General features: G+C 58.4%; 16 protein-coding genes. 8 read left to right on the forward strand and 8 right to left on the reverse strand.

The annotated features are described in order from the left end of the window. Nucleotides 1–305 precede the first annotated feature (305 nt). The 3 genes from JJC00_RS08960 (at nt 306) to JJC00_RS08970 (ending at nt 2,709) form a co-directional block, all read left to right on the forward strand. Nucleotides 306–488, forward strand: coding sequence for a hypothetical protein (locus tag JJC00_RS08960; protein WP_027544425.1), 183 nt, complete (start codon nt 306–308; stop codon nt 486–488). A 441-nt stretch (nt 489–929) separates the two neighbouring features. After that, a complete protein-coding gene (locus tag JJC00_RS08965; protein ID WP_200472234.1) occupies nt 930–1,232 on the forward strand; it encodes an HU family DNA-binding protein in 303 nt (100 codons plus the stop codon). A gap of 1,084 nt (nt 1,233–2,316) precedes the next feature. Beyond that, entirely contained in the window at nt 2,317–2,709 is a 393-nt protein-coding gene (locus JJC00_RS08970) for a hypothetical protein (RefSeq protein ID WP_200472235.1), read from the forward strand. 703 nt (nt 2,710–3,412) lie between these two features. On the opposite strand, the gene JJC00_RS08975 is transcribed toward JJC00_RS08970, so the two are convergent. From JJC00_RS08975 to JJC00_RS08985, 3 genes are all read right to left on the reverse strand, one after another. Then, complete coding sequence (locus JJC00_RS08975; RefSeq protein ID WP_200472236.1) at nt 3,413–3,880, reverse strand: hypothetical protein; 468 nt, start codon at nt 3,878–3,880, stop codon at nt 3,413–3,415. A gap of 306 nt (nt 3,881–4,186) precedes the next feature. After that, a complete protein-coding gene (locus JJC00_RS08980) occupies nt 4,187–4,417 on the reverse strand; it encodes a hypothetical protein (RefSeq protein WP_246774150.1) in 231 nt (76 codons plus the stop codon). Nucleotides 4,418–4,984: 567 nt separating this feature from the next. Then, on the reverse strand, nt 4,985–6,241 hold the full coding sequence (locus JJC00_RS08985) for a right-handed parallel beta-helix repeat-containing protein (RefSeq protein WP_200472237.1): 1,257 nt from the start codon (nt 6,239–6,241) through the stop codon (nt 4,985–4,987). A gap of 610 nt (nt 6,242–6,851) precedes the next feature. On the opposite strand from JJC00_RS08985, the gene JJC00_RS08990 reads away from it, so the two are divergent. Then, nucleotides 6,852–7,058 carry a cold-shock protein gene (locus tag JJC00_RS08990; protein ID WP_200472238.1) on the forward strand — a complete coding sequence of 69 codons (207 nt, stop codon included), beginning with the start codon at nt 6,852–6,854 and terminating at the stop codon, nt 7,056–7,058. A 382-nt stretch (nt 7,059–7,440) separates the two neighbouring features. Here the strand turns inward: JJC00_RS08990 and JJC00_RS08995 are convergent, their stop codons facing one another. Further along, on the reverse strand, nt 7,441–8,811 hold the full coding sequence (locus JJC00_RS08995; protein ID WP_200472239.1) for a M16 family metallopeptidase: 1,371 nt from the start codon (nt 8,809–8,811) through the stop codon (nt 7,441–7,443). Continuing rightward, nucleotides 8,808–10,223: a M16 family metallopeptidase gene (locus JJC00_RS09000; RefSeq protein WP_200472240.1), complete on the reverse strand. Its 1,416-nt coding sequence runs from the start codon at nt 10,221–10,223 to the stop codon at nt 8,808–8,810. Before JJC00_RS09000 ends, JJC00_RS08995 begins: the two co-directional genes overlap by 4 nt. A gap of 1,055 nt (nt 10,224–11,278) precedes the next feature. On the opposite strand from JJC00_RS09000, the gene JJC00_RS09005 reads away from it, so the two are divergent. From JJC00_RS09005 to JJC00_RS09015, 3 genes are all read left to right on the forward strand, one after another. Continuing rightward, nucleotides 11,279–13,375 carry a prolyl oligopeptidase family serine peptidase gene (locus JJC00_RS09005; RefSeq protein ID WP_200472241.1) on the forward strand — a complete coding sequence of 699 codons (2,097 nt, stop codon included), beginning with the start codon at nt 11,279–11,281 and terminating at the stop codon, nt 13,373–13,375. A 1,313-nt stretch (nt 13,376–14,688) separates the two neighbouring features. After that, nucleotides 14,689–15,249, forward strand: coding sequence for a GNAT family N-acetyltransferase (locus tag JJC00_RS09010; RefSeq protein WP_200472242.1), 561 nt, complete (start codon nt 14,689–14,691; stop codon nt 15,247–15,249). 1,085 nt (nt 15,250–16,334) lie between these two features. Further along, nucleotides 16,335–16,964 (forward strand): hypothetical protein, encoded by a 630-nt coding sequence (locus JJC00_RS09015; protein WP_246774151.1) that lies wholly within the window; start codon nt 16,335–16,337, stop codon nt 16,962–16,964. 332 nt (nt 16,965–17,296) lie between these two features. Here the strand turns inward: JJC00_RS09015 and JJC00_RS09020 are convergent, their stop codons facing one another. From JJC00_RS09020 to JJC00_RS38940, 3 genes are all read right to left on the reverse strand, one after another. Then, the gene (locus JJC00_RS09020) at nt 17,297–18,217 is read right to left on the reverse strand and encodes a LysR family transcriptional regulator (protein WP_200472243.1); all 921 of its coding nucleotides are present in this window, start codon (nt 18,215–18,217) and stop codon (nt 17,297–17,299) included. A gap of 498 nt (nt 18,218–18,715) precedes the next feature. Then, a complete protein-coding gene (locus JJC00_RS09025) occupies nt 18,716–19,903 on the reverse strand; it encodes a diaminopropionate ammonia-lyase (RefSeq protein ID WP_200472244.1) in 1,188 nt (395 codons plus the stop codon). A gap of 287 nt (nt 19,904–20,190) precedes the next feature. Further along, on the reverse strand, nt 20,191–20,421 hold the full coding sequence (locus JJC00_RS38940; RefSeq protein WP_200472245.1) for an AMP-binding protein: 231 nt from the start codon (nt 20,419–20,421) through the stop codon (nt 20,191–20,193). 241 nt (nt 20,422–20,662) lie between these two features. Here JJC00_RS38940 and JJC00_RS09035 point away from each other — a divergent pair, with 241 nt between their 5' ends. Then, nucleotides 20,663–21,331, forward strand: a complete 669-nt coding sequence (locus JJC00_RS09035; RefSeq protein ID WP_200472246.1) for a TetR/AcrR family transcriptional regulator — start codon at nt 20,663–20,665, stop codon at nt 21,329–21,331. The last annotated feature ends 1,286 nt before the right edge of the window (nt 21,332–22,617 follow it).

The raw sequence follows: 22,617 nt of genomic DNA on the forward strand, positions 1-22,617 counted from the left end.
AGGCGCACACACGGATGATTCAGCGCCGCGACCGAGTCCCAGTGCCCACATCACTCCTAATCGCATGCGAGGCACACCCGGCGGTGGTACTATGACGCGCGCACAAACATCGCGCCGCTATCAGGTCCGGAAACCCTTCAGCGTCTCAATGTGGTTGGCTGAATAAGGCAGCACTTTTGCAGGCATCAGTGGGGAGTGAATTCGCTAAAGCGGTCTATAAATCGCACGAAATTCGACGCGTCGCAACATTGCCAATTTGATCTTTCGTGCTAGAAGCCCCGCTCAACAACGAGTGGAGATGTCCAATGGCAAAGAAAGTGAAGAAAGTAGTCCGCCGCGAGTACACGAAGGCGGACGTCAAAGAACTTCGCGCGCACTCCAAGGCGAGGGTGCCCGTGGCGAAGATCGCGAAGTCAATGAAAAGGACGGAAGGTTCTCTCCGTCAAAAGGCAATCAAGCTCGGCATCTCTCTAGGGCATCGCCGGTAAGATAGAGGGGAATAGCTTGTGCTTCTCTCCCGACAGAGCAATCGCGGACCCCTGAGTTTTCTTCGCAGGTGACCTGTCCGCGCGAGCGTTACGAAGTTTGAAATGGAACGAGGCTGGCTCTGTCATCGCGAATGAAGTCATGCGATCATCACTCGTCTGCGAGAACCGAGATGGATTGGCTGATTGTCGCGCTGACTCCTGCATCGGCCGATTTCAAAGATTGAGCTGCATACCGAATAGGGCATGCGCCGTCCACCTGTGACGAGTGAACCAATGCTGGAAACACAGATCGAACTGATCGTTGTGTTTTCGCTTCCCATAGGTGCCTCAGCACGTCAGTGAACGAAGCAATTTCGTGTAGTTTTGCCCTGCTCGAACAAGAGCAACAGACGCCGGCGTGCTTCACGCATTGTATCGTTCCGCGTTACAAAGGATTTCATCGTGACCAAGATGACCAAGAACCAGCTCATCGACGCAATTGCTCAAGGAACGCAGGTTTCCAAAGGAGACGTAAAGGCCGTCATCGAGCAGTTGGCGATCGTCGGCTATAAGGAGTTGAACGAGGCTGGCGAGTTCGTCATCCCCGGCTTCGCCAAGATGTCGGTCGTGAACAAGCCTGCTACTGAAGCCCGCAGCGGAGTTAATCCTTTCACCAAGGAGCCGATGGAATTCGCAGCCAAGCCAGCCAGCAAGTCGGTCAAGGCGTCACCGCTCAAGGTTGCTAAAGACGCAGTCGCGACATAAAGAGGTCCCCTGCCGTGGATCGCGCCAAGTGGCGCTGGTGCGAGGATGGATGGCGCACCTAGGTTGCCGCTGCCCACATAGGGATGCTCTCTGAAGCTCATCGGCCAACAGCGGCTATCCGCCGCGTGATAAATTCTGACGCGCCAGCGCGCCGCCAGTTCGGGGGCCCGGTCCGGGAAGACGGTCACGATCAGACCTTCCGGACCGGTGGCGAGGACGAAGGGGACGTGGCCAGCGATCTCGCTCGTCTTGCCGCCAGTCAAGGAACGAGAGATGGCCGTCGGCGCCAGACGTCAAAGTCGTCGCGATCGGTAACGCCAAGGTCAAAGGAGGCCCTGATCGACGCCTCGCGTGAATTGGTGCGATCCGAACGTTGCTTTCACCGAGCCCGGGAAAACGCCATTTATTCCGAGATGTGACGACCGTCGCGATTGCGCATCCGGCGATAGGACGGCGCCGACTGAAACCAGGCACATGTCGATGATGATGGTTGTCATGATGGTGCCGTCGCCGGTCGGATCGGCAGCTGCATCATCAATGGGATAATCGGAGGCAACCGGCAGCCGCCTGGATCCCGCGAACTCATGCCGACCTTGATAATCGGCGCCCATCGGCCCGCGGTTCCTGACGTCCGGGCCAACGGCCTGTCATCGGCGGCAATGCCGTGGGAGGACTCGGCACGGAACGAGATGGCGGCCCATACGGCGTTAAAACCCGATGTCACCCTGGACGTGGTCTACACCCAGTCGCCGTGTTGTTTGCGGTTTGGCTCCTCGGACTACGACCAGTATCCTCGAGGGGGGTGTTGCAGCTTGCGATCCCGAGGCGTAGCTTGGGTCGGGCTTATTCTATTTATATTTTAGTTCATCGACATTCAGGTGGTCATACTTGCTCTGATGCGCATGGTTGTTGACGATATCCGCGAGTATGTGTCCCGGTGCGACACCGACGGCCAGACCAATGTCGCCTCAAAAATCCTGAAAGCAGCCACTCAGGAGAGACGTCGTCCGACTGTGTACCGCAGGTTCGCCACGACGCGCTCTCGAAGCCGTCGACGATGTGGCGATAGTCACAAGAGGGCGGGGTGAACTTCCAGGTCACAGTTCTTAAGATCCTGGTGAGCTATCCGGACGGGTTTGCCGTGATGGCGGACTTGAAGCGCGACATGGCGATCCTGGCGACCAGCGGTAAAGATTGGGCCGAACGCACCCGACGACTGGGTTCGCTCGTGCCCGACCTTGACATCTTCTCGCAAGCCCTGATTGAACGTATGAACGGCGGGTGGCGCATAACCGAAAAGGGACGCGCCGTCTTGGAATTCATGGAAGCGCGCCCCAGCCGTCCGGAGCCAGCAAAATATCCGCCTGAATACTCCAGCCCCGCGGCCCCGCTGCCGGTGCTCGCGCGCTCAGGTCGACGCGGGCGGCGGCAGCGCCGCCGCTCCGACGATCTGCGAAGAAGTGCAAACGCGTCCTGACCCGCTCGCACGCACGGAACATTCGGCCGGACCGCAGCTTCAGAGGATCAAGGCAGGGCCAGCCAGCGCCGATGCCCGGTCTACTCACTTGGTCCCGCTCGTTTTGAGGGCATGCTGTAGAGACTTCATCGGGCAACACTCCATCGCAGAGCAAGCAAAAGACGATCACGATCAGGAAACTTGCGCTATCTGCACTATCATTGAAAGCGCGGCCCTGAAAACGCGCCCAGAAAAACGCAGCTGGTGCTCTCGGATTGCACAACCGGGACAATCCACAAATCTGCTGGGTCAGAGACGAACGGCTCTCGTGTTTGCGCTAGATCAATTCAACCTGCCCGGGAAGCGATACAGTTTTGCACATGCCAAAACCGCTCGCCGACCGAGCTGTTGCGGCTGCGTGGCTTGGGAGGTCCGGACACCTCCCTGCCACGCTCCTCGCGAAAGGGTGGGAGAAATGCAGGGTCCAATCAGAAACCAAAACGGCCGTCCTCAAATCTTCCTTGATGACGACACGGGCGCGCGCTCGATCGCAGCAGCACAAATGGCCTCAACTGACGCATGGCTTGAGGCATGGCTTGCCCGCTTCCTGCAGGTCCTCAGAGAAATTGGAAAGCGGGCTCCGCCTGATCAAACCGGTCCGAGCTTCCGGAGACACGGAAGCAAGTTGTAGCGCAATCCGCGCAGTTCGGCCCAAACGTTCGGCTTAGGGCACATTGACCGGTGGCATGGATGCGGTTGGACGCGGCACGAAACCAATCTTATGCTGGCCGCGCGCCGCCAGCATAATCACAAAGGCCACAAAAAGAATCACTAGGCCACGCATCCAAAAAAGACTCCAATATTTGTAGCCGATATATGAACTCGCAGACGCGGGTGCCATAGCGGCGCTCCTGTGCGCGGAATCCGTCGCTATCGACACGACCGTACCGTCTAGGAGGCTGACGTGATCGGCCTGGAGCTCTCGGTGAACACCATCGGAAAAATCGCCGCTCGCAAGCTTTCGAGCGCGGACTCTTCCTCCGACAGACGTCTGCAGACGTACTGCCGGTCTTGTTCGGTGAGCTTGGTTTTCAGCAGCCTTCGGTGGCGCTCGATGGCGTTCCGATGTGTCCGCATGCGAGCCAAATTGTCTTCTATCATGGCCGTCATCCTTCCAATGCTCGTCGATCATGCTTTTTGCGTGCCTGATCGGCCTGAACTTGCGATCGATTCAGGGCTGGTCGGCTCCAGCGAAAGCAACCGAAAGGGAGAGCGCTTGGTTTCGCGCTCGACGAGTAGCAGAGATCCGACTCCGTGCTTACCCCAGTCAGCCTCACATGCGTGCCGGACTCATGCCGCTTGATCCAGTCGCGTTCGAAATTCCTGGCGGTACCGCTGGCATCGCAAAGGAACGGCCTATAGATTGGACTCGATGCCGCCAGCGATCGCTTGCGTGCCGCGGCTTCCGGATCAGCGAACGGGTGGCCTGCACCGAACTTCATCCAACCTCGCTCGGACCCGAAAAGATCGATGCCGGCGGCGTGGTACGCGGAATCGGCAGCGGACGCTCCATCGGCCGTGGCGACCGTGCAAAATTTCCGCCCTTCACGTCGTAGCTGCCGGCGAGCTTCAGCAACCGCTGCCTGGTGAACGGATCGGCCCGCTCAGCGAGACCACGTGCCTGCTGCGCCAGTTCTCTATAGAATTCCTGCCCATGACGCACTCTCACTGGCCACCCCGGATGCATGCGTGGCATCAAGCCATCGCTCCGGAAGACTGCTAATCCAACTTACTCATGCCAGCTCTCTCAAGCTCGAGATATTGCTTTGTCTTCGCCGCAAGGCCGCTAAATGTCCGGCAGTCACGATGGAAAAATGCGTTCTTTGGCTGCAACAGCAGGAATAGGACGCTGCATCCGAAAGTCTTTTTGTGTCAGCCCATTGAAGCAGCCCGGCGGAGCAAGAGCTGCTTTCGCCGACACAAGCCGGGCATTTGTATTTGAACCGACGGCAGCCGATGAGGTCTCAATCAGTTCAGACGCTATCGTGTTTCGTGGATTTGAGACTTGGGCGAGCGGGAGCCCGAACTAGATCCGCCAAAGCTTCGAGGCGGTTGCGCTCTTGCAAAAAATCCATGCGTCCCGGAGTGAGCACCGATTCGCCTGAACGCTTAAGGCGCTCTTTGAAGCGCAGCTGTCACGGACCGGCAATTGGTCTGCCGGAAAAAGGGAGGAATTCCGCCGGACCATCGGCCCAGATGCGTGCGGCTGCGGCTTCGCTGGATCCTATCGGAAAATTCAAAGGTGTCCGGGACCTGCATTAGCGGTGACCAATGCCGGGACATCATCCGGCTGGATAGGACGATGAACAGCCGCCTTCGGAAGAGCGCCAAAAGATCTAATGACGCTTTCATCCAGCCGGAATCCATTGATGCGCGGGGCGGGCCTCGCGATGTTGCCCGCACACATGCGTCCAAGCGTGGCTCGGCAGTGGTCTTGCATTTCCCGATTTACGTGCCCCAGCGCGCCAAAGACATGCCCACTCTCGGCCCTGATCGGGGTTTCAATGTTGTCGAAGTAGTTGCCCTCAACCAGGCCTTCAACGGATGGTCCGGCATCCAGGGCGTGGAAGAAACCATTGCGCTGCAGCAGCTCAGTGTTGTGGAAGTAGTTGTTCACTAGGTGAATGACCGACCCTAGACCGTCAATGTGCGGAGCCCGTCCGGAGACCTCATGGAAGTAGTTGTTGGCAACCGTGATCGACTGAGGACTGCCAAGGAAAAGCAGGTTCCAGTAATGCGCTCCGTTGCAATACGAGGAGTAGTTATCCCTGCCATCAAAATCGTTCCACGAGACCGTGATATTCGTCGTCGCCCCAAGGCCCCCGGCAATCATCTGGCGCCCGATGTTATGAAAGCGGTTATGATCGATCCAGACCCGGTTCGCTCGCGAAATCGCAATCGCATCGCCCGCGAAGACAATGCCGGGATTAATGTCACTGATGGTCAGGTTGCGGACAATGACGTTGCTCACACCATTCAGTCGCAGTCCCTTGCCCCTAATTGCAGCGTTTGATCCGACGCCAATCACGGTCTTGTTTGATCCGACCTCCAAGGGATGCTTGCCCGCCTTATCGAAGCTGACGTCCAGTTTGAGCTTGCCGTCGCAGTGCGTATCGAGCCCATCCAAGAGGAGAAGCGATTCACCCTGGTAGGGCGTCTGACAGGTGTTGCTGTATTGGCAACCCGGACCCTTACCGCGCCCTTCCGTTCCTGTGAAATCTATGGTCCCGACGATCTGGACAACGCGCGGAGTATCGTCATTGCAGATTCCAGAGCTATACGAACGACACAATTGATAAGTCAGATCCTTGAGTGAGCTGACCTGAACCACTTCGCCTCCCAGGCCGCCCGTCGTTCCAGCACCAAAGCCCTGTGCGCTGTCCCATCGCGGATTGCTCGCTGCGATAGCACAGGAGATCCCAACAATGCCGGCGAGTCCAGCGAGCATTCCCAATGACTGTTTCAGCTGGCATATCGCTTGCCTGGTAGACATCGACTCTCCATCGGCGAATGAAAGAAACGTTGAAACGACCCATCGTCTGATCCAACGGCGAGCCACGCGGATCGGATCTTTGTGGCATTGTTTGCATCCCGGCTCGACGGTGCCGATCCTGCGAGCCGTCCAAAATGCATGAGCCTAGCATGCCACAAGAAGAATCTGGAAGGTAGCGCACACGTTACGTGATTTGGCGGTGGATGGCCGACTGCCATCAAAATTCAAGTCTGCCAATGATCGAGCGGCTCGCCCGAGGCCCGCAGCGATCTCCTGGTCAATTGGACCACTGCCAAACTTCACTCGTCGAACTTCAACATCACTTCAATAAGCCGGTCCAGCGAGTCCCGTGATGTGATCTGCACAGGACAAATGAGAGGGGCCGAAGTCATCGCCCTCGTATCTTGTCGTACCAGTGTTGTCGGATTGAAGACATTCGCTGGGTGGCATTCAAGAACGACAGACAAAGAATCCCGCGAATTCGCGCCAAACACACGGCCTTCCACATCTATCTACAGCGCGTTGGGAGCGGCACGCGAGTTGCTGAGGTGAGCAACGCGGCTGCTAGATCGCAGCGCGTGATTCAGTGTCGTTTTAGGGAGCAAGGACAGTGGCGATTGGAACCGTGAGATGGTTCAACCCGACTAAAGGCTACGGCTACATCGCGCCGGACGACGGCGGCCGTGACGTGTTCGTTCATATCTCTGCGGTGGAGAAGGCTGGCTTGGTCTTGCTCCCAGAAGGAGACAAGATCAGCTACGAACCGAAGATCGGCCGCTCGGGGAAAATATCAGCCGATAACCTGCGCCTCATCTAGAGTTCCTGCTTTGGCAAGCGGGGGCTGAGGCCAGGAGCCATATCGGCGTGCGCCTTGTGCAGTTTTCCAAAGCAAGTCTCTGGCGAGGCCTATCGGACCAGGACACGAGCATCCTTTTCGAACTGAAGGGCCAGCCAGCGTCAACACAGGTTGCCAGTCGGGATGCTTCGCCAGCAGACATCGCTCGACGGTTTTGCTCTTTGTGCGGCCGCGCTTGAGGCGCAGGGGAGGCCGGCTCAGCATGTCGGGTCGGCAATGGCCGGGTCGCGGGACCACCGCAGCAGGTGTACCGGCGTGGGCGCCGGGAATTAGCAAGAATACATACCAATAGCCATCATGACGTCGATGGCCGGGACAAGCCCAGCCATCGATGTGCGCCCAATCAGTCTGACTTCGGCACCGGATCGGCGGCAGGGAGTGCCGCGGCTTGCGGTGCGCGGCCGACGATGACGGTGAGGAGGCCCTGGCCCCACAGCCGCTTGGCAGCCGCCTTGGCGTCGTCCAGCGTGACCGCATCGACAATGGCGTTGCGCTTCTCGATATAATCGATCGGCAGCTTATCATGCTGATATTGCAGCAGCGCATGGGCTAGCTTGGAGGAGGTGTCGAGCGCCAGCATCTGCGAGCCCTTGAGGTAGGACTTGGCATCTTCGAGCTCCTTTTGCGTCGGTCCCTCCTCGGCAACGCGGCGTACCTCCTTCTCGAGGGCGTCGATGGTGTCGCCGGCGCGGTCGGCGCGCGTGCCGGTATTGCCGATGAACAGCGCCGAGTGCTCCATCCAGTGCAGCGATTCCGATACCGAATAAGCCAGGCCGCGCTTCTCGCGGACTTCATGATAGAGCCGCGAGGACATTCCGCCGCCGAGGATGTGACTGACGACATAAGCCGCCATGAAGTGCGGATCGTCGCGCCTGAAACTAGGACCGCCGAAGGTGATCACAGTCTGAGGCACGTCGAGCGGCACGAAGGCGCGCTGCGGTGGCTTTGCGGCCTCGATCTCCGGGACCGGTGCTAGTTTGGCGTTGGCTGGCAGGGCGCCGAAGGTGTCGTCGAGCAGCTTGCCGAGGGTGTCCGGATCGATGTCGCCGACCACCGCGATCTTTAGCGTATTCCTGGCGAGGATGCGGCCGACATAATCCTTCATGTCGGCGACCGTGATGGTCGGCACGCCGTCCAGCGTGCCATTGGTCTGCCGACCGTAGGGATGATCGCCGAAAGCGACCTCCAGGAATTTGCGGCTTGCCAGCGAGGTCGGGTTGGTGGTCTCGCGGCGCAGGCCAGAGATGACCTGGGAACGGATGCGCTCGACATCGGCCGCGTCGAAATGCGGCGAGGTCAGTGCGGACCGCAACAGGTCGAAGGCCTCGTCCTTGTTGTCGCGCAGCATGCGCAGGCTACCCTGGAACCTGTCGTGGCTGGCACGGAAGCGCAGCTCGATGGCGCGGCGATCAAGACGTTCTTGGAACGTCTTGGAGTCGAAATCACCGGAGCCTTCGTCGAGGAGATTGCCGACGAGATTGGCGACGCCCGGCTTGTCCTTGGGATCCTGGGACGAGCCGCCGGCGAATGAATATTCCATCGCGATCAGCGGCACGGTCGCGTCATGCACGAACCAGGCCTCGATGCCGCCTGGCGAGACCAGACGCTGGATCTTTGCAGCGGCCTTGGAGGGCGAAACCGGAGCCAAAGCGAGCGCTGCGCCAGCGGCCAACGACAGGACGATGCGTCGGGCGTAAAGGATGGGATGGATCACGAACGTTTCTCCTGGCGCTTGGTGGTAGTCTTGCCGTTAGTCTTGGCGGTGGTGGTGTCCTTGATCAGATAGCCCGTGGCCGAGCGCTTCTTATCGAGCCATTTTTGTGCAGCCGCACGGACCTGTTCGTCGGTCACGCCGCGAATTCGGTCCGGCCAGCTACGGATTTCCTCGATCGAGAGGCCCGTGCTCAGCGCGCCGCCATACCAGTGCGCTAGCGTTACCTGGTTGTCCTGGGCGTAGATCGCTCCTGCAACGAGCTGCGTCTTGACCCGCTCGAGGTCCTCCGCCGGGATCGGGTTCTGCACGATGCCGGCGATGACGCCGTCGATCCCCTGCTCGACCTCGGCAAAGCCCACGCCGGTTTTCGGCAAGGCCGAGACCGAGAACTGGGTCGCATCGAGCGAGATGGTCGAATAGCCGGCGCTGGCGGACACCGCGAGCGGCTTGTCGACGACAAGCGCACGGTAAAGATACGAGTTGCTGCCGCTGCCCATCAAATGCGCAAGCACGGCGAGCGTCGCGCTCTCCCCCGGAGCGACCGTGCTCGCCGAGGGCACTAGGTAGAAGCGGCACAGGACGGGCTGCTCGACGCGCGGGTCGGACAGCGTGACAGTGCGCGGGGCTGCCGGTTCCGGCTCTTGCGGGCGGACGCGCTGCGCCGGGATCGCGGGCTGGGCCGGGATGGGACCGAAATTGCGTTCGACCAGCGAGCGGACTTCGGGGAGTTCGACGTCGCCGGCAATCACGACGATTGCGTTGTTCGGCGAATAAAAGCGGCGATAGAAGGCGAGCGCGTCCTCGCGGCCGAGCTTCTCAATCTCCTGATGCCAGCCGATCACGGGCCGGCCATACGGATGATTGAGATAGAGCGCAGTCATGGTCTGTTCGATTAGACGCTCATTGGGACTGTTGGCGACCCTCATGTTGTACTCTTCGAGCACGACGTCGCGCTCGGGCAGCACGTTTTCGTCCTTGAGGATGAGGCCGTTCATACGGTCGGCCTCGAACTCCATCACCGTCGGCAGTTGCTCGCGCGGGACGCGTTGAAAGTAGCTGGTGTAATCAAATGAGGTGAAAGCGTTTTCGTTGCCGCCGACGCGAAACACGGTCTTGGAAAATTCGCCGATCGGGTGCTTTTCCGTGCCCTTGAACATCAGATGCTCGAGAAAGTGGGCAAGCCCGGATTTGCCCGGCGTCTCGTCGGCGGAGCCGACCTTGTACCAGATCATCTCCGTGACCACGGGCGTGCGATGATCCGGGATCACCACGACCCGAAGCCCGTTGTTGAGGGTGAAGCTGGCGGGGCGCGCCGACGTGAGCGTCGTCTGGGCAAATGCGCTGGCGCTAGAAAGACTGCAACTCGCGAGCAGTGCAGCAAGAAGGCAAGCCGCAGATCGGTATGAGGACATTGAGATTCGTGTAAATATCCGAGCCCAAAGATCCCAGGAGAAGGCACGATAGAGCGCGCGGCATTTGGCTCCAATATTGCCGTCGACATAGTTCATCAGTTGCTGGATCGGCATGGCTGTTCAAAAGCTCCATTGCAGTTCGTCAGGAATAAAGAATGAGGGATGAACGATTTTCATCTCTCGGTTGCTCTAGACTCTCCGATAATCCAATCGAGAGTCTGTGCGCTTCCGCAGGACTATGTCGGTCCAACGCGATGCGAATCCCCAAAGCATTAGCCGTGCCAAAGAGGAAACTTCGCAAATACAAAGGGCGGCTCGATCAAGCGATGTTGCGCCTCCGACATGGTCGTATATCGGACAATGGCGATCTTCACTCCAAAAGGGCCTGCCGTTTGAGGAAGTGAACACCTTTCAGATCCACCACCACGCTGACAAATTAAGTGCGAGATTGCTGGTGCACGCTCTGAGGCAAGTCGATTGCTCCCATTGCATATGGCACCCACTCAGTGTCACCGTACCGGAACGGATCACGATTGCTCATCACTGAAGCGCCTTGGTAAACCACGCGTCTTTGGTAAACCGCGCAATAGGACCCCGCGGTCGTGATCCAGCGTTGCGTTCTTGGATCTGTCGCCCTCGCGAGTCCGCACCGTAGAAGGTCATCAACCAGGAACGACGCGCCGTTGTCGGCGTCAATTACTAACATCGGTCGTTGACGGCGGCGCAGAATGCCGCGCGCGTCGCTCTTTTGTTGCCACGTCCATTTTGCAGCCTTTGTGCTTGGGTCAACTATCATTGCGGCGTCTTGACCGGAAATCCCTCCAATGCATGCGTCGCCAAATGAATGATAAAAGCGCCAACTACTAACGGCGCTCGTCGACGAGCTGAAGGCGCGGCGCCAACGTCAATGCCCCAATCTGCGGAGCACTTCGAAGGAAGGACTTGAATCGCATGCCGCGTTAGGTTGTAGGCTCGGCGTGGCGATCAAACCGCGCATGATGCAAGCCGATGGCGCATCGAAAAGTGCGCACCAATGCCAGCCCGAGGAGTGAACAGTGTCGAAAGCAAGATCGACGACAAAGTCGCAAGCTGGAAGGCCGACGCCCTCCGCTCCCGATGATGATCCCTATCTCTGGCTGGAAGAGATAGACGGCGGACGAGCGCTAAACTTTGTCGAGCGGCAGAACGGCAGGACGATGCGGGCTTTCGGCGGAGCGGCGTTCGAGCGGGATCGCGATGCGCTGGCCTCGATCTATAATCGATCGGACAATATTCCCTATGTCGCCCGGCGTGGTGATCATCTCTACAATTTCTGGAGGGACGCCAGCAACCTACGCGGCCTGTGGCGAATGACCACACCGGACGAATTTCGCAAGCCGAATCCTTCCTGGGAAACCTTGCTCGATATCGACCAGCTCGCGGCAAAGGAAGGCGAGGACTGGCTTTTGAACTCAATGGCCTCGCTGCCACGAGATCATCCACGAATCATTTTGGGCCTGTCGCGCGGCGGAAGCGATGCTGCCGTCTTGCGCGAATTCGACCTTAACACGAAAGATTTTGTGGCCGACGGCTTCACGTTGCCGGAAGCCAAGAGTGGCGCCACCTGGGTCGATCCCGACACGCTGCTGTTGTCCAGTGCGCATGGCCGCGGCATGGCAACGACAGCGGGCTATTCGAGGACTGTACGATTGTGGCGCCGTGGCGAGCCTGTGGACCGTGCCGCGGTGGTGTTCGAGACCACACCAGATCGCATGTGGGCCTGTTGCGAAGTCGATCGGACCGGACCATTGCCACGTGTCTGGTTCGTCGATCACCTGGATTTCTTCAACTCCGACGTCTGGCTCGGAACCGAAACCGGGGCGAGCGTGAAGCTCGACCTTCCCTCCGACATCTGGCTGCGAGTGCACCGGGACTGGCTTGTCGTCAAGCTGCGCTCAGCATGGAGCATTGCCGGGGTCACCCACCCGCCCGATACTGTGCTTGGGATGTCGTTGTCTGCCTTTCTGGCCGGCGATCGCAACTTCACGATCGTTTTCACGCCGGGGCCGCGCCGGGCACTGCAGGGATTGTTCTGGGCCGACGACAAACTCGTTCTTTCCATTCTCGACGAGCTACGCCCAATATTCGAGACTTGCACGCCTTCATCCGCGGGCTGGAGCCACGAGAATTTGCGCGGGCTGCCCAGCATCGGCGTGGTCGACGTGTGGCCCCTCGATCGCCATCCAACCGAAAGCAACGGCGACCTTCTCGCCACCGTGCAGGATCCGCTCACATCCCCTTCACTGATGTTGATCGAACGCAGCATCTCCAGCCCGATTGTGCTGAAGCAGGCGCCAAAGACGTTTAGCGCCGATGGCCTCGTGGTCACGCAGCACGAGGCGATCTCGATCGATGGCGAGCGGATTCCATACGTACAGACCGGTCCAGCCGCGGAGACCGGCAACGCGCCGGTCCATTTAAGCGGCTATGGCGGCTTTGGGCTCTCAGTGAGGCCGTACTACGATGCGGCTCTCGGCAAGCTTTGGTTGGAGCGTGGTGGCACCACGGTACAGGCAAACCTGCGCGGTGGCGGCGAGTTCGGCACACGTTGGCACGACGCCGGGCGGCTCGCTGGCAAGACACTATCGCATGATGACTTCGCGGCCGTGGCCGCCGATCTGGTGCGCCGCGGCGTGACTGGCCCGAGGCGGATAGCCGCCGAAAGCGGGTCGAACGGCGGCATTCTGATCAGCAACATGCTCACGCGCTATCCTGCGCGGTTCGGCGCATTGTTTTGCACGATTCCGCTGATCGACATGCGTCGGTACACAAAGCTGCTGGCCGGTGCGAGCTGGATCGCGGAATATGGTGATCCCGACAAGCCTGAGGAGTGGGAATGGCTCAAGACTTATTCCGCTTATCATGCAGCCAAACCGGGCCAAAGCTATCCGTCGATTCTGATTGCCACCACGCGGCGGGACGATCGGGTTCATCCGGGGCACGCCCGCAAGATGGTAGCGAAACTGCAGGTGATGGGCTACGAGGCCTATTTCTACGAAGCAGACGCGGGTGGGCACGGCTATGGCAGGGACAACAAGGAGCATGCCAGCTTTCAGGTGCTTGGTTTTCGATTCCTGAAGAGCAAGATCGGCTGGTTGGACGATATGGCCTAAGCGAGCTTCACCCTTAACCTATGGCGAGTGCTGATCGAGTGGGATTGAAATGTTGGCCCCAGACGAGAGAAGCAGTACCATCACCGCTCCAGGCTCTGGCGAGGTGAGAACGCGGTGAGAACGGCGCAACGAGCCGAGAGCGACAGACGATACCTCAGCAAGGACATGCTCACGCCGTCTACGCATCAAAGACTGGGCCGAGGCGGCATTGGGGAGCCAATCCAAAAAACACGACAATGCCCATAGAACGTCTTCGCGGCATTTTGGCGCAAGGCGTCGGGTCCTGCTTCGGCAGTCCGAAAAAGAGCGCGAAAGCGGAGCGTCCGCATCATCGCCGCGCTTGCGCAGACGCGTGTAATTTTCCGAGATCGTCCGGCGCAATGCCGCCGGGCCTCGACCGCCGCACGTCACAGCTGGCCGCCCTTGAGTGATGCGCGAGGAACAGCTTCGAGCAAGACAAGCATCATTTCGAGCGAAGAAACCAAAATGGTGTCCCGACCAAGGCTCCCTCGGCATCTTCTTCAGCTTCCCCCTAATTGGTTGGACGGCCGCAACCGCCAAGGACTTGTTTGAGGTGCGATCAATGCAGTTGCACTGGTCAGATACGTCTGCAGCAGGCGGTGATGTTTTCACGCGGCAACAAACGATCCGTGCGTCGCAAATATAAGAAAGCTGGTTTTCCAAACACGACAAAAAAGAGTGCGTCTTCGACTCGCGCCGTAGTTCATTCTCTGAGACTATCGCCCAATGGCTCGTGCGTCGTGGTACACTGATGAGATCGAGCGATCCTTCGACGAGCTCGACAACTCCGAGTCACACGGCACGATCCGACATGCGCGTCGTTTTTTGGCCTAACTCACGTCGGGTCAACATGCTGACACCGCCGATCGCGGAATGCCCCATAAACGATTGTTTGGCGTCGCATTAAACGGCCGAGGACCTGCTCGCATGGAGCAAAATGCGACCTGCGTCGAGCTCATTTAGCTCGCCAAGTAAGGCAGAACACCACCGAACCCCTCATAGGGTCGCCCCATAGGATGCAAAATCTGTCTGGTAGTCTTGTTGCGGCGCCCGAACAACGCCCTAGCAGTGAGGCCGGCGACATCGAAAGTTCGCGCAGATCGCTGAGGAAGTGGGTTTCATTAAACGTTGAGCTGTCACCGTCAGCTGGGAGCCAAGCGGAGATCTAGCGACCTCTCAATGGTGTGAACGAACGCGTCATGGGACCTTCAAGTTGTCAGCGTATCTACTCTTGGTTGTTGGCTGCGGCGGCTCCGTTCCTTGCCGCTGAACTGCGTGGTGGAGGATGTGACATGGTGACGACGTGTGAGGTTTCGGTCGACGATGCCGCAACGGTGACTCGGATGGTCAGTGCTCTGCTTGCCGAACTTGGGGCCGGTCACGTGGAGGCCGGAGTAGATACTCAGCTGGTTGCGGAACTGCTTGCCATGAAAGAGCGCATCTCGGGGTTTCTTGCTTTTGCGGAGGAACACCCTGTCGGCCTCATCATGCTATCGGAAAGCGCCGCCCTCTTTGCCCGCGGAACCTACGGCATTATCACTGAGCTCTACGTGGTGCCGGATCAGCGATCATCTGGTGTTGCGATGGCGCTCATCGACGCGGCCGTTACCCATGGGACTACAAAAGGCTGGGGCCAACTCGAAGTGGGAGCGCCAAGGCAGCCGATGTGGAACCGCAGTCCCAACTCAGCATTGTACTTGAAGCTCGGTTTCTCAGAGATTGGCCCGCGCCTCAAATTGCCGTTGCACGGCCCAGCTCAGGGTAGCCCTGCGGCTCCAACCCGGGTGGAATCTCGGCGGCGCCGCGCACCGCGACGCGGTATCCCGGACTCAATCGTCGCAACATTTGCATAAATTGTGTGTGCACTTACGCGGATTGTGGCGGCTGTGTCGCGCCGTCAGGCGCGCTTGATCTCTCACGGGGCAAGGCAGACATCCCGTATTGCTGCCTTGCGCGACCAGATCAGGTTTAGACCCTAGCTGAGCCCTTCTACGTTCTTAATCGAAGCCTGCGAACGTGAAGGGCCTCAGCCGAGCCATCCTCATAAGAGCCAGAACTCCGATGGCGACTTCTGTCTGACAATTCAATTTCGGCAATCGGCATCGCATCGACTCCTGCGCTGGCGTATGCGTGGATGTCCCCGTGGCGGCAGGACGTGTCCTGATGCAGTACCCATCTCGCGATGATGGCTCATGCACCGGTAGATTCGGCAATGAGAGTCGCGGGTCACGGCCCGTGATCAAAAAGCCCATCGGCAAATGATTGCGGATAGTTTGCATTCTTATCTGTTCAATTTCCTCTAAATTTTCGGGCGTCCGGACCCTCAAACGAAATCGAGTTAAGCGGTGGGGGCACCTCCCCAAGACAAATCAGATGCGAGTTAACGATTGCGCCACGCGCCATCGTGCCTCGTCACGTGAGCCCCCATTGCGGCGATGCAAATTAGACCCGAGACGAGGCATGCAGGCTGCGCTTTTCTGTTCACGTTGCAGCTTTTGTGCGTGAGTTTGCGTTTTGCGTAAGAAAGCAGTGAACGAGCGAGCCGGCGACGAGGAGCGCTGGATTGCAGTCCCATGATCTCTCCATGCAGCTGACTGTTCGGCGGCTAAAGCGCAAGCAGAAGCATCATTTGACTGCGCGCAAAAATGCCGGCATTTCCAACGACGGGCTGAACGCGACGGACCGTCCGCGTAAGCCAATTGGATACTCAAATATGCGATTGCGAGGATTGAGCCTTTTGCGGCGACGGGCGGCGAGGAGACAGGCGCTCCCGTTAGCGCTTGTCTGAAAGGAGATCACTGGAGCTCGACGAGCGCGATCTTGCCAAGACGGCACTCCCTTGGGCACCGCTCACTCGTGGGTCGCAACTCAGTTTCAACGAAGTAAGGGTCACGCGGCTGGTCGCGTGGCTGTCAATGCGTCTCATGAGACCAAGCGATTGGACAAAGTTGCGCAAACGATGCGCTCTCGTCCCCAGGATCTCTTGACCATCGCCCTTTATCGCGTCACGAGACAAGCCAACACGGATGAGAATGGCAGGCTGATGACGAATCTGATCGATGAAGCGAGCAGCTTGGAACCACCGCCCGTCTTGCACAGGTCGTCAAGACGGTTTGCGTCGTTTTTCTCGCTCGCGGCCGTATCCATCGGCCTCTGCGCCGGGGCAGCCTATTTTTGGATCAATGCCGAAGCAAATTTTGAGAAGCCGTCGGCTCCTGAAGTCGTCCCAACGACAAGCCTGTCACCTGAAGATAGGGAGGCACTCTTGGAGATTCGCTCCGAGCAGCAGAAGGCAAGTGATCAAATTGGAGAGATCAATCGTAACATCGGTGCGCAGCAAGACGACCTGAAACGCATGGCGGATCAGATCGAGGCGCTGACATCGAGAATTGAGTTGTTGCAGAAACCGGCCGTCCCTGCCCCCGTTCTTCTCGCGCCTTCTTCTCCCCCGCCTTCCCGTCCCGTTTCGAGCCCGGTCAAGCGAGCCGTCCAACCCGCTAAGCCAGAAGGGCCGGTCTCGGTCGGGGGTGCGCCACTGATCTCCGAACCGAGCACGAACCAGCGTTGATGATCAGGCGACGCCTTTCTCGCGAACGGTGTCGCGTTTCGGCGAAACGAAGACTGGCTGGCCGACGATTGAGATCGAGGACGGCGTCATCCGAGTCCATCTTTTCCGAGAAAAGGGGGTATCGTAGCCTCCACCGAATTCGGTATGGATCAACCTGATCGAGGTCGAACGGATAGACAATTAAAATCCCACCCGGCTCAAGCACTCGCAGCCAAATAATCCAATCAGGCTACGGTCTGCGCGGATGCCTACGTCTCAAGTCGGTGACTCGATAGATCGTGGATCACCACGTGCCGTGGTTGATTACGCCGCGCATTCAAGTTCAGGCGAACTCATGCGATGTGGGAGGCCTCCTGCACAAAAATGTTGCGCATCCAAATGCTCGCCGGATCAGCGTTGTGAAGAGCAGGCCACTGGACGGATTCGGTGAACGCGAAGTCCGGCAAAGGAGCTTGGATCGTTCGCAAGGGCATCGTGTTCTTGAAATGCTTGAACATCCTCGATGGCATTGTCGCTATGCGATCAGTTCCCAATATCAGCGGGGGAATCAGGCTAAAGCCCGGCACAGCGACTTCGACGCGAATCTTGAGATCATGCTCGAGCAAAAGCCATTCAGCGAACGAAGGTCTGATCGTCCTCCCAAATCTGGCCGTAACCTGTCCAATCGATAAGTATCGCTCTAATGTAAGCGGCTCAGCTAGCTGCTTGTTCTTGGGACAGCCGACGTACACGAATCTTTCGTCAAACAGCGGCATTTTGGGATGCGTGTGCGACATGAACAAATCCGGACAAACCAAGAAGTCAATCTCACCCCGCCGGAGAAGTTGATCGGGGTCCTCTTCGGGTGGCAGCAATTCGAAGGAGACGGCCGGAGCTTCCTGCGCGACGCGATCCACGATCTTTCGAAGAAACACGGTCATCATGAAATCTGACAGGATGATCCTGAAGCGACGATTCGACTGCGTCGGTTTAAATCCGCCGGGGGAGATGTCGGGGGAGATAATGGAGAGTTGGATGTGCGACAGAGCCTCGCGAACGGGGGCTGCAAGCGCTTCGGCTCGCGGCGTGGGAACAAGCTTGCGACCCATCATCGTAAAAAGCTCGTCGTGGAAATAGGTGCGCAACCGGGCCACGGCCGCGCTCATGGCCGGCTGACTCAGGTTGATTCGCCGCGCCGCCGCAGTGAGGTTCGGCTCCGTCATGAGAGCGTCGAACGCGACGAGAAGATTTAGATCAAGGCCGTTGAAACGCATGGTGCGAATTTATCCATCGTGTGGATGTGCTTCATCTAAACAATCGATTTTACCTGCTCACGGGAGTCGCGGCAAAATTTTAGATGGAGAGTTAGAGTTAAGACATAGCAGTTCGATGACAAACTGCTGCATACAAAGGGTTGGAAAAGCTATACCAAGGTTTGCTGTACGCGATCAGGCGAACGCCCGCCGCCTCTATATCAGCTACTTGCTTCCGTAGAGTCGAGAAGCCCTCCGACTTCGCTTTGGGTTTGCCGTGAAACGCGAGCAGGCGGCTGCAGCTATCAACCATAACTGCAAACCGGCGAAGGAACGCGAACCGTTCCAGAGCGCAGAATCGTATTTGAAATCCACATGCAATGGCCGGTGTTTGCAAGGCATGTGAAAAACCGAAAGCTCTGTCTCATCGCGACCGCCACAGACACGGCGGTCACGCGCGGCCACTGCAAACCCCATAAACGTCGGACAACTCGGCATGGTATGCTCTCCTCCGTCGGTTCAGCCGGTCAAGTCCTCGGGGCGAGCGCCCACGAGTTTCTGATACAGCACTGGATCAGTCGCGCCCTCGGTATTGATCAGGAAGACACAGGCATTTGACTTCAGCCCGATCTCCACACGCAATGCCGGATCATCCGCCACCTTTGCCAATCCAGCGAGACCGACTGCGCCACTTTCGCCGGCGACGATCGCCGCATCGCCGTCAACGGGATAAGCAAGCTGCTTCATCATCGTAACGGCCTCGGCATCATCAACGGTCATAAATGCATCGGCAACGCGCGAGAGGATGCGCCAGGCAACAAGTGATGGCTCGTAGCATTCAAGCATCGCCATAACAGTTGGTCTGTCGTGCGGCACCTTCACGATCTGGCCGGCCTTGGCGCTCTCGAGAAGGCAGGCGGCTCGAGCCGGCTCGACCACAGTGAAGAAGGGTCTGTCCTTTCCGAATACAAGCGAAAAATGAGCGGCAGTCGCCGCTGCGATGCCGCCAACACCGGCCTGGACAAACACGTGAGTTGGAGGCCTCGGCAGTGCTGCAAGGGCCTCACGAAGCAATGCTGTATAACCTTGCATAACAAGGTGAGGAATCCGTTCGTAACCCGGCCAAGATGTGTCTGAGACCACAATCCAGCCCCGTTCGCTGGCGATTTTCGATGCCGACGCAACGGAATCATCGTAATTGCCCTGAACACGTTCGATACGGGCACCATACCGCGCGATCGCTCGGCAGCGCTCATCGCTGACTCCAGCATGAACAAAGACGACGCAGTTTGCACCGACGAGTTGCGCGCCTTGTGCGACCGATCGGCCGTGATTGCCGTCGGTGGCACATGTCACGGTGATGCCCGCGGCGACCGTGGCGACCTCCGGCGAGCGCCACTCGGAAATATCCACTGGACGGCCCCACCGTTGCGACGCGAGCCCAAGGACGAGCTGTACTACTGCATAGGCCCCGCCCAGTGCTTTGAAGCTACCGAGGCCCAGTCGTTGTCCTTCGTCCTTGACGTAAATGGATCCGACATCCAGACGACGCGCAACGGCAGGCAGTGAAACCATCGGAGTAGGGGCCGCCCCCTGCCTATGCTGGAGAAAGTGCTGCACTGCTAGGGCAGCCTCGACGCCGAGAGCATCGGCATCGGAGGAATCGAGCGGCAAGCGATAGTCACGGAGCGTATTGCGGAGCAACATGGGATTGTGTTGTGTTGACCAAATTCAGCGGCATACATGCGATGGCGAGGCGGCAGAGCAGAGCGGTTCATTTGATTCCAGGCGCTTGATGTCAGGCTTCCAGGATCTCCTGGTACGGTTCGTAAGCTGCCAGGCTTCCTTCAGACCACATGCGCTGCTTTAGTTTTTCCTGGTCGTCGATTTTTGATGTCGTCTCGAATTCACCACGTCCACGAACAACGCCGCCGCGCCGGAGTTTTCGAGCACGTAGTCGACTTCACTGGGGCTCTGCGAACAATTGATCGGCATCAGATGCAGGCCGGAGGGCTGAGTGGCCCAGTAGACATCAAAAAACCAAGAGAGTTGTTGTCAGAGAGCACTCCCACGACGTCGCCGGACCGCAGGCCGGCGTCGAAGAGCCGGTTTGCAGCCCGTCGAGACCGATCCTCAAATTCGGCGTACGTCACGACATCACCGACCGCCGCCATGCTGAGCACAGGGCGGCCCGGATTTGTTCGCGCGTGGGTGCCCGGATACATCAACACATTCCTGGATGTCGCCTTTCAACGGAGAGGCGAAATTTTGCATGCGACGGAATTGCCGCGACCGACGGCGCCCACCCCTGCTCGGGGCTACTGACTGCATCGATAGGCCAGGCGAGCTCTGCAGTTCCCGGCCTTGAATTCATTGTGATTCGAGCCTAGCCTTAAAACTGACATTGACGTCATATTACCGGGTTCCGAGCTGGCGGTCAAGCAGCCGCGGTGCTATGGGTCGCAAATGCTGGAGACCGACTCTGAGCTCGAGCCGTTAACCCCTGCCACGGCGAAGGGGGCGGCAATGCGTCAGCGCCTGCTGAACGCCTCGGCGCGCGTATTCGCGCGCAAAGGATACGAGGCGACCCGGGTCCAGGACATCGTCAAGATCGCTCGAACGTCTTACGGCAACTTCTACCGGCACTTCCGAAACAAGGACGAGATTCTGCTGGCCGTATTGCGGCCACTGGTTGACGAGATTTACGTTGCGAGTAAGCGAAGGTCGGGCCGCTCGTTGAAGGCAACCGAAGCCGAATTCGTTGAGAATACGATCGCGTATCTCAAGATCTATGTCCAACATCGCAAGCTGTTGCGCGTCATGCGCGAGGCGGCGGCTCGAGGCGAGAAAGCCACGTTTCTATCTCTGTATGTCACGGAACGTAGCCGCTTCGTAAGGCGCACCGCGACTTGGCTGATACGGCTTCAGGGCGTGGGCGAACTCAGCCGTGAACTCGATCCTGAAATGGCTGCTGAAGTGCTCGGCGCCACCATGGAGCAGGTTGCCTATATGAAATTTGATCTCGCGTCGGAAGATCCGAGCGAGGCGGAGATCGAGCACATAGGGTCACACTGCGCAAAGATCTGGTATCGAGGCGTGTTTGGTGCCAAAGACGAGCCCGCTGCTCCCCGTTAGCATCTCTCTGCCATCGATGCGCAGCGCGTGTGTCCCAGCGAAACAAGCGCGACGCAACAATATGACCTCGATATCACGTTTTTGCGCCAGTGCAGAAGGACGGGGATTCAAAGGGGAGAGGCGATCAATTCGGCAGCAAATATGATGAAACCAGATGCTTCATTGTCTGTTCCTTTCGTGCTTAGCGCAGTCGCGCTCCCTGGGTTGAGGTCCGGTGTGCGAATGATCGTGACGGAAGCGCAAGCCGCTACGCCGGCATCGGAATGGCCAGAAATGGTGGCCTCGCCGAATATATTCGCGTGCCAGGCGCGGACCTTTTCGGTACGCCAAAAGGTATAGAGCCGAGGTCGGCGCCTCGTTGTTCGCCAATTACTTGACGGCACTGTATGCACCCAGCGCGCCGGGGGAAGCTGCAGGGCGGCGAAACACTTTTGGTTCTGCCGGCGGCCGGCCAGGTTGGAATAGCGGCTGTTCAGGTCGGGAAATTGGTGAGGGCCTGCGTCACTGCGGCCGCTTCGACTAAGAAGCTATCCATTCTGTAGATGCGGCCCATCAACACAATCGATTTTACCAAGCCTATAAGATCCCGCATAAGAAAGACATTGGTCTGGAGAAAAGGCTTCGGCCATCAGAATTGGTGTTCGATCTTTGCCTAGAGCTGGGGAAAGTTTCGGTGCATCTCGAGCATCAATCCAGTGCATTTTAATCCGGCCACGTGCTGGGGCGGGTACTGCGGCCCGTAGGCCCTGCCACCGTCGACGGAAGCTGGCGCAATAGCGCCGTTCCGCCGAGGCTGACTTCTGCCCGTTCGCAGAAAGCCGCCGGGCTTCTTTTGTGTGCCATGTACGAGCGACAGCTTCGAGATGGAATTCCACTATCCAGCATCCGCTTTACCAATGCCTTGCGAAGGAGGCTGCGCCATGACGCTTGGCTCTCAACGGATCCAATGGATGGAGTTCATGCCGGCAGATAACTCGACACCGCGCGGGTCCTCGATCTGGATCGAGTGTCATCGATCTTGCAGACGCAACTTGCGTGATGTGACCAAGCACCCCCACCGCGACTACACTGTGGTCTTCCAAACAGTCTGCAGTTGCCATGGCTTTCAGTTCGCCACGCACACGCGTCTTACCGCCTTCTACTGCCGCCACATGCTTGTATTCGATCCTGCTCACCCGAACCGCGCTTCGGTCGGGGGCGCTTGGATTGGGCCGCAGAATCCAAAGCACCCAAATCCGCAACAATCATTGAGCACCTTCAATCGAAGGTCTCAAGAAAAGTCTAGC

The organism is Bradyrhizobium diazoefficiens, assembly GCF_016616885.1.
In the GTDB taxonomy this organism is placed as follows: domain Bacteria; phylum Pseudomonadota; class Alphaproteobacteria; order Rhizobiales; family Xanthobacteraceae; genus Bradyrhizobium; species Bradyrhizobium diazoefficiens_F.

What these genes read in the sequence shown, in the direction of transcription:
- JJC00_RS09000 (WP_200472240.1), bottom strand. Translation starts at nt 10,223, where the DNA reads ATGTCCTCATACCGATCTGCGGCTTGCCTTCTTGCTGCACTGCTCGCG.
- JJC00_RS08985 (WP_200472237.1), bottom strand. Translation starts at nt 6,241, where the DNA reads ATGTCTACCAGGCAAGCGATATGCCAGCTGAAACAGTCATTGGGAATG.
- JJC00_RS09025 (WP_200472244.1), bottom strand. Translation starts at nt 19,903, where the DNA reads ATGTTGCTCCGCAATACGCTCCGTGACTATCGCTTGCCGCTCGATTCC.
- JJC00_RS38940 (WP_200472245.1), bottom strand. Translation starts at nt 20,421, where the DNA reads ATGTATCCGGGCACCCACGCGCGAACAAATCCGGGCCGCCCTGTGCTC.
- JJC00_RS09035 (WP_200472246.1), top strand. Translation starts at nt 20,663, where the DNA reads ATGCTGGAGACCGACTCTGAGCTCGAGCCGTTAACCCCTGCCACGGCG.
- JJC00_RS08960 (WP_027544425.1), top strand. Translation starts at nt 306, where the DNA reads ATGGCAAAGAAAGTGAAGAAAGTAGTCCGCCGCGAGTACACGAAGGCG.
- JJC00_RS09010 (WP_200472242.1), top strand. Translation starts at nt 14,689, where the DNA reads ATGGTGACGACGTGTGAGGTTTCGGTCGACGATGCCGCAACGGTGACT.
- JJC00_RS08975 (WP_200472236.1), bottom strand. Translation starts at nt 3,880, where the DNA reads ATGATCGACGAGCATTGGAAGGATGACGGCCATGATAGAAGACAATTT.
- JJC00_RS09020 (WP_200472243.1), bottom strand. Translation starts at nt 18,217, where the DNA reads ATGCGTTTCAACGGCCTTGATCTAAATCTTCTCGTCGCGTTCGACGCT.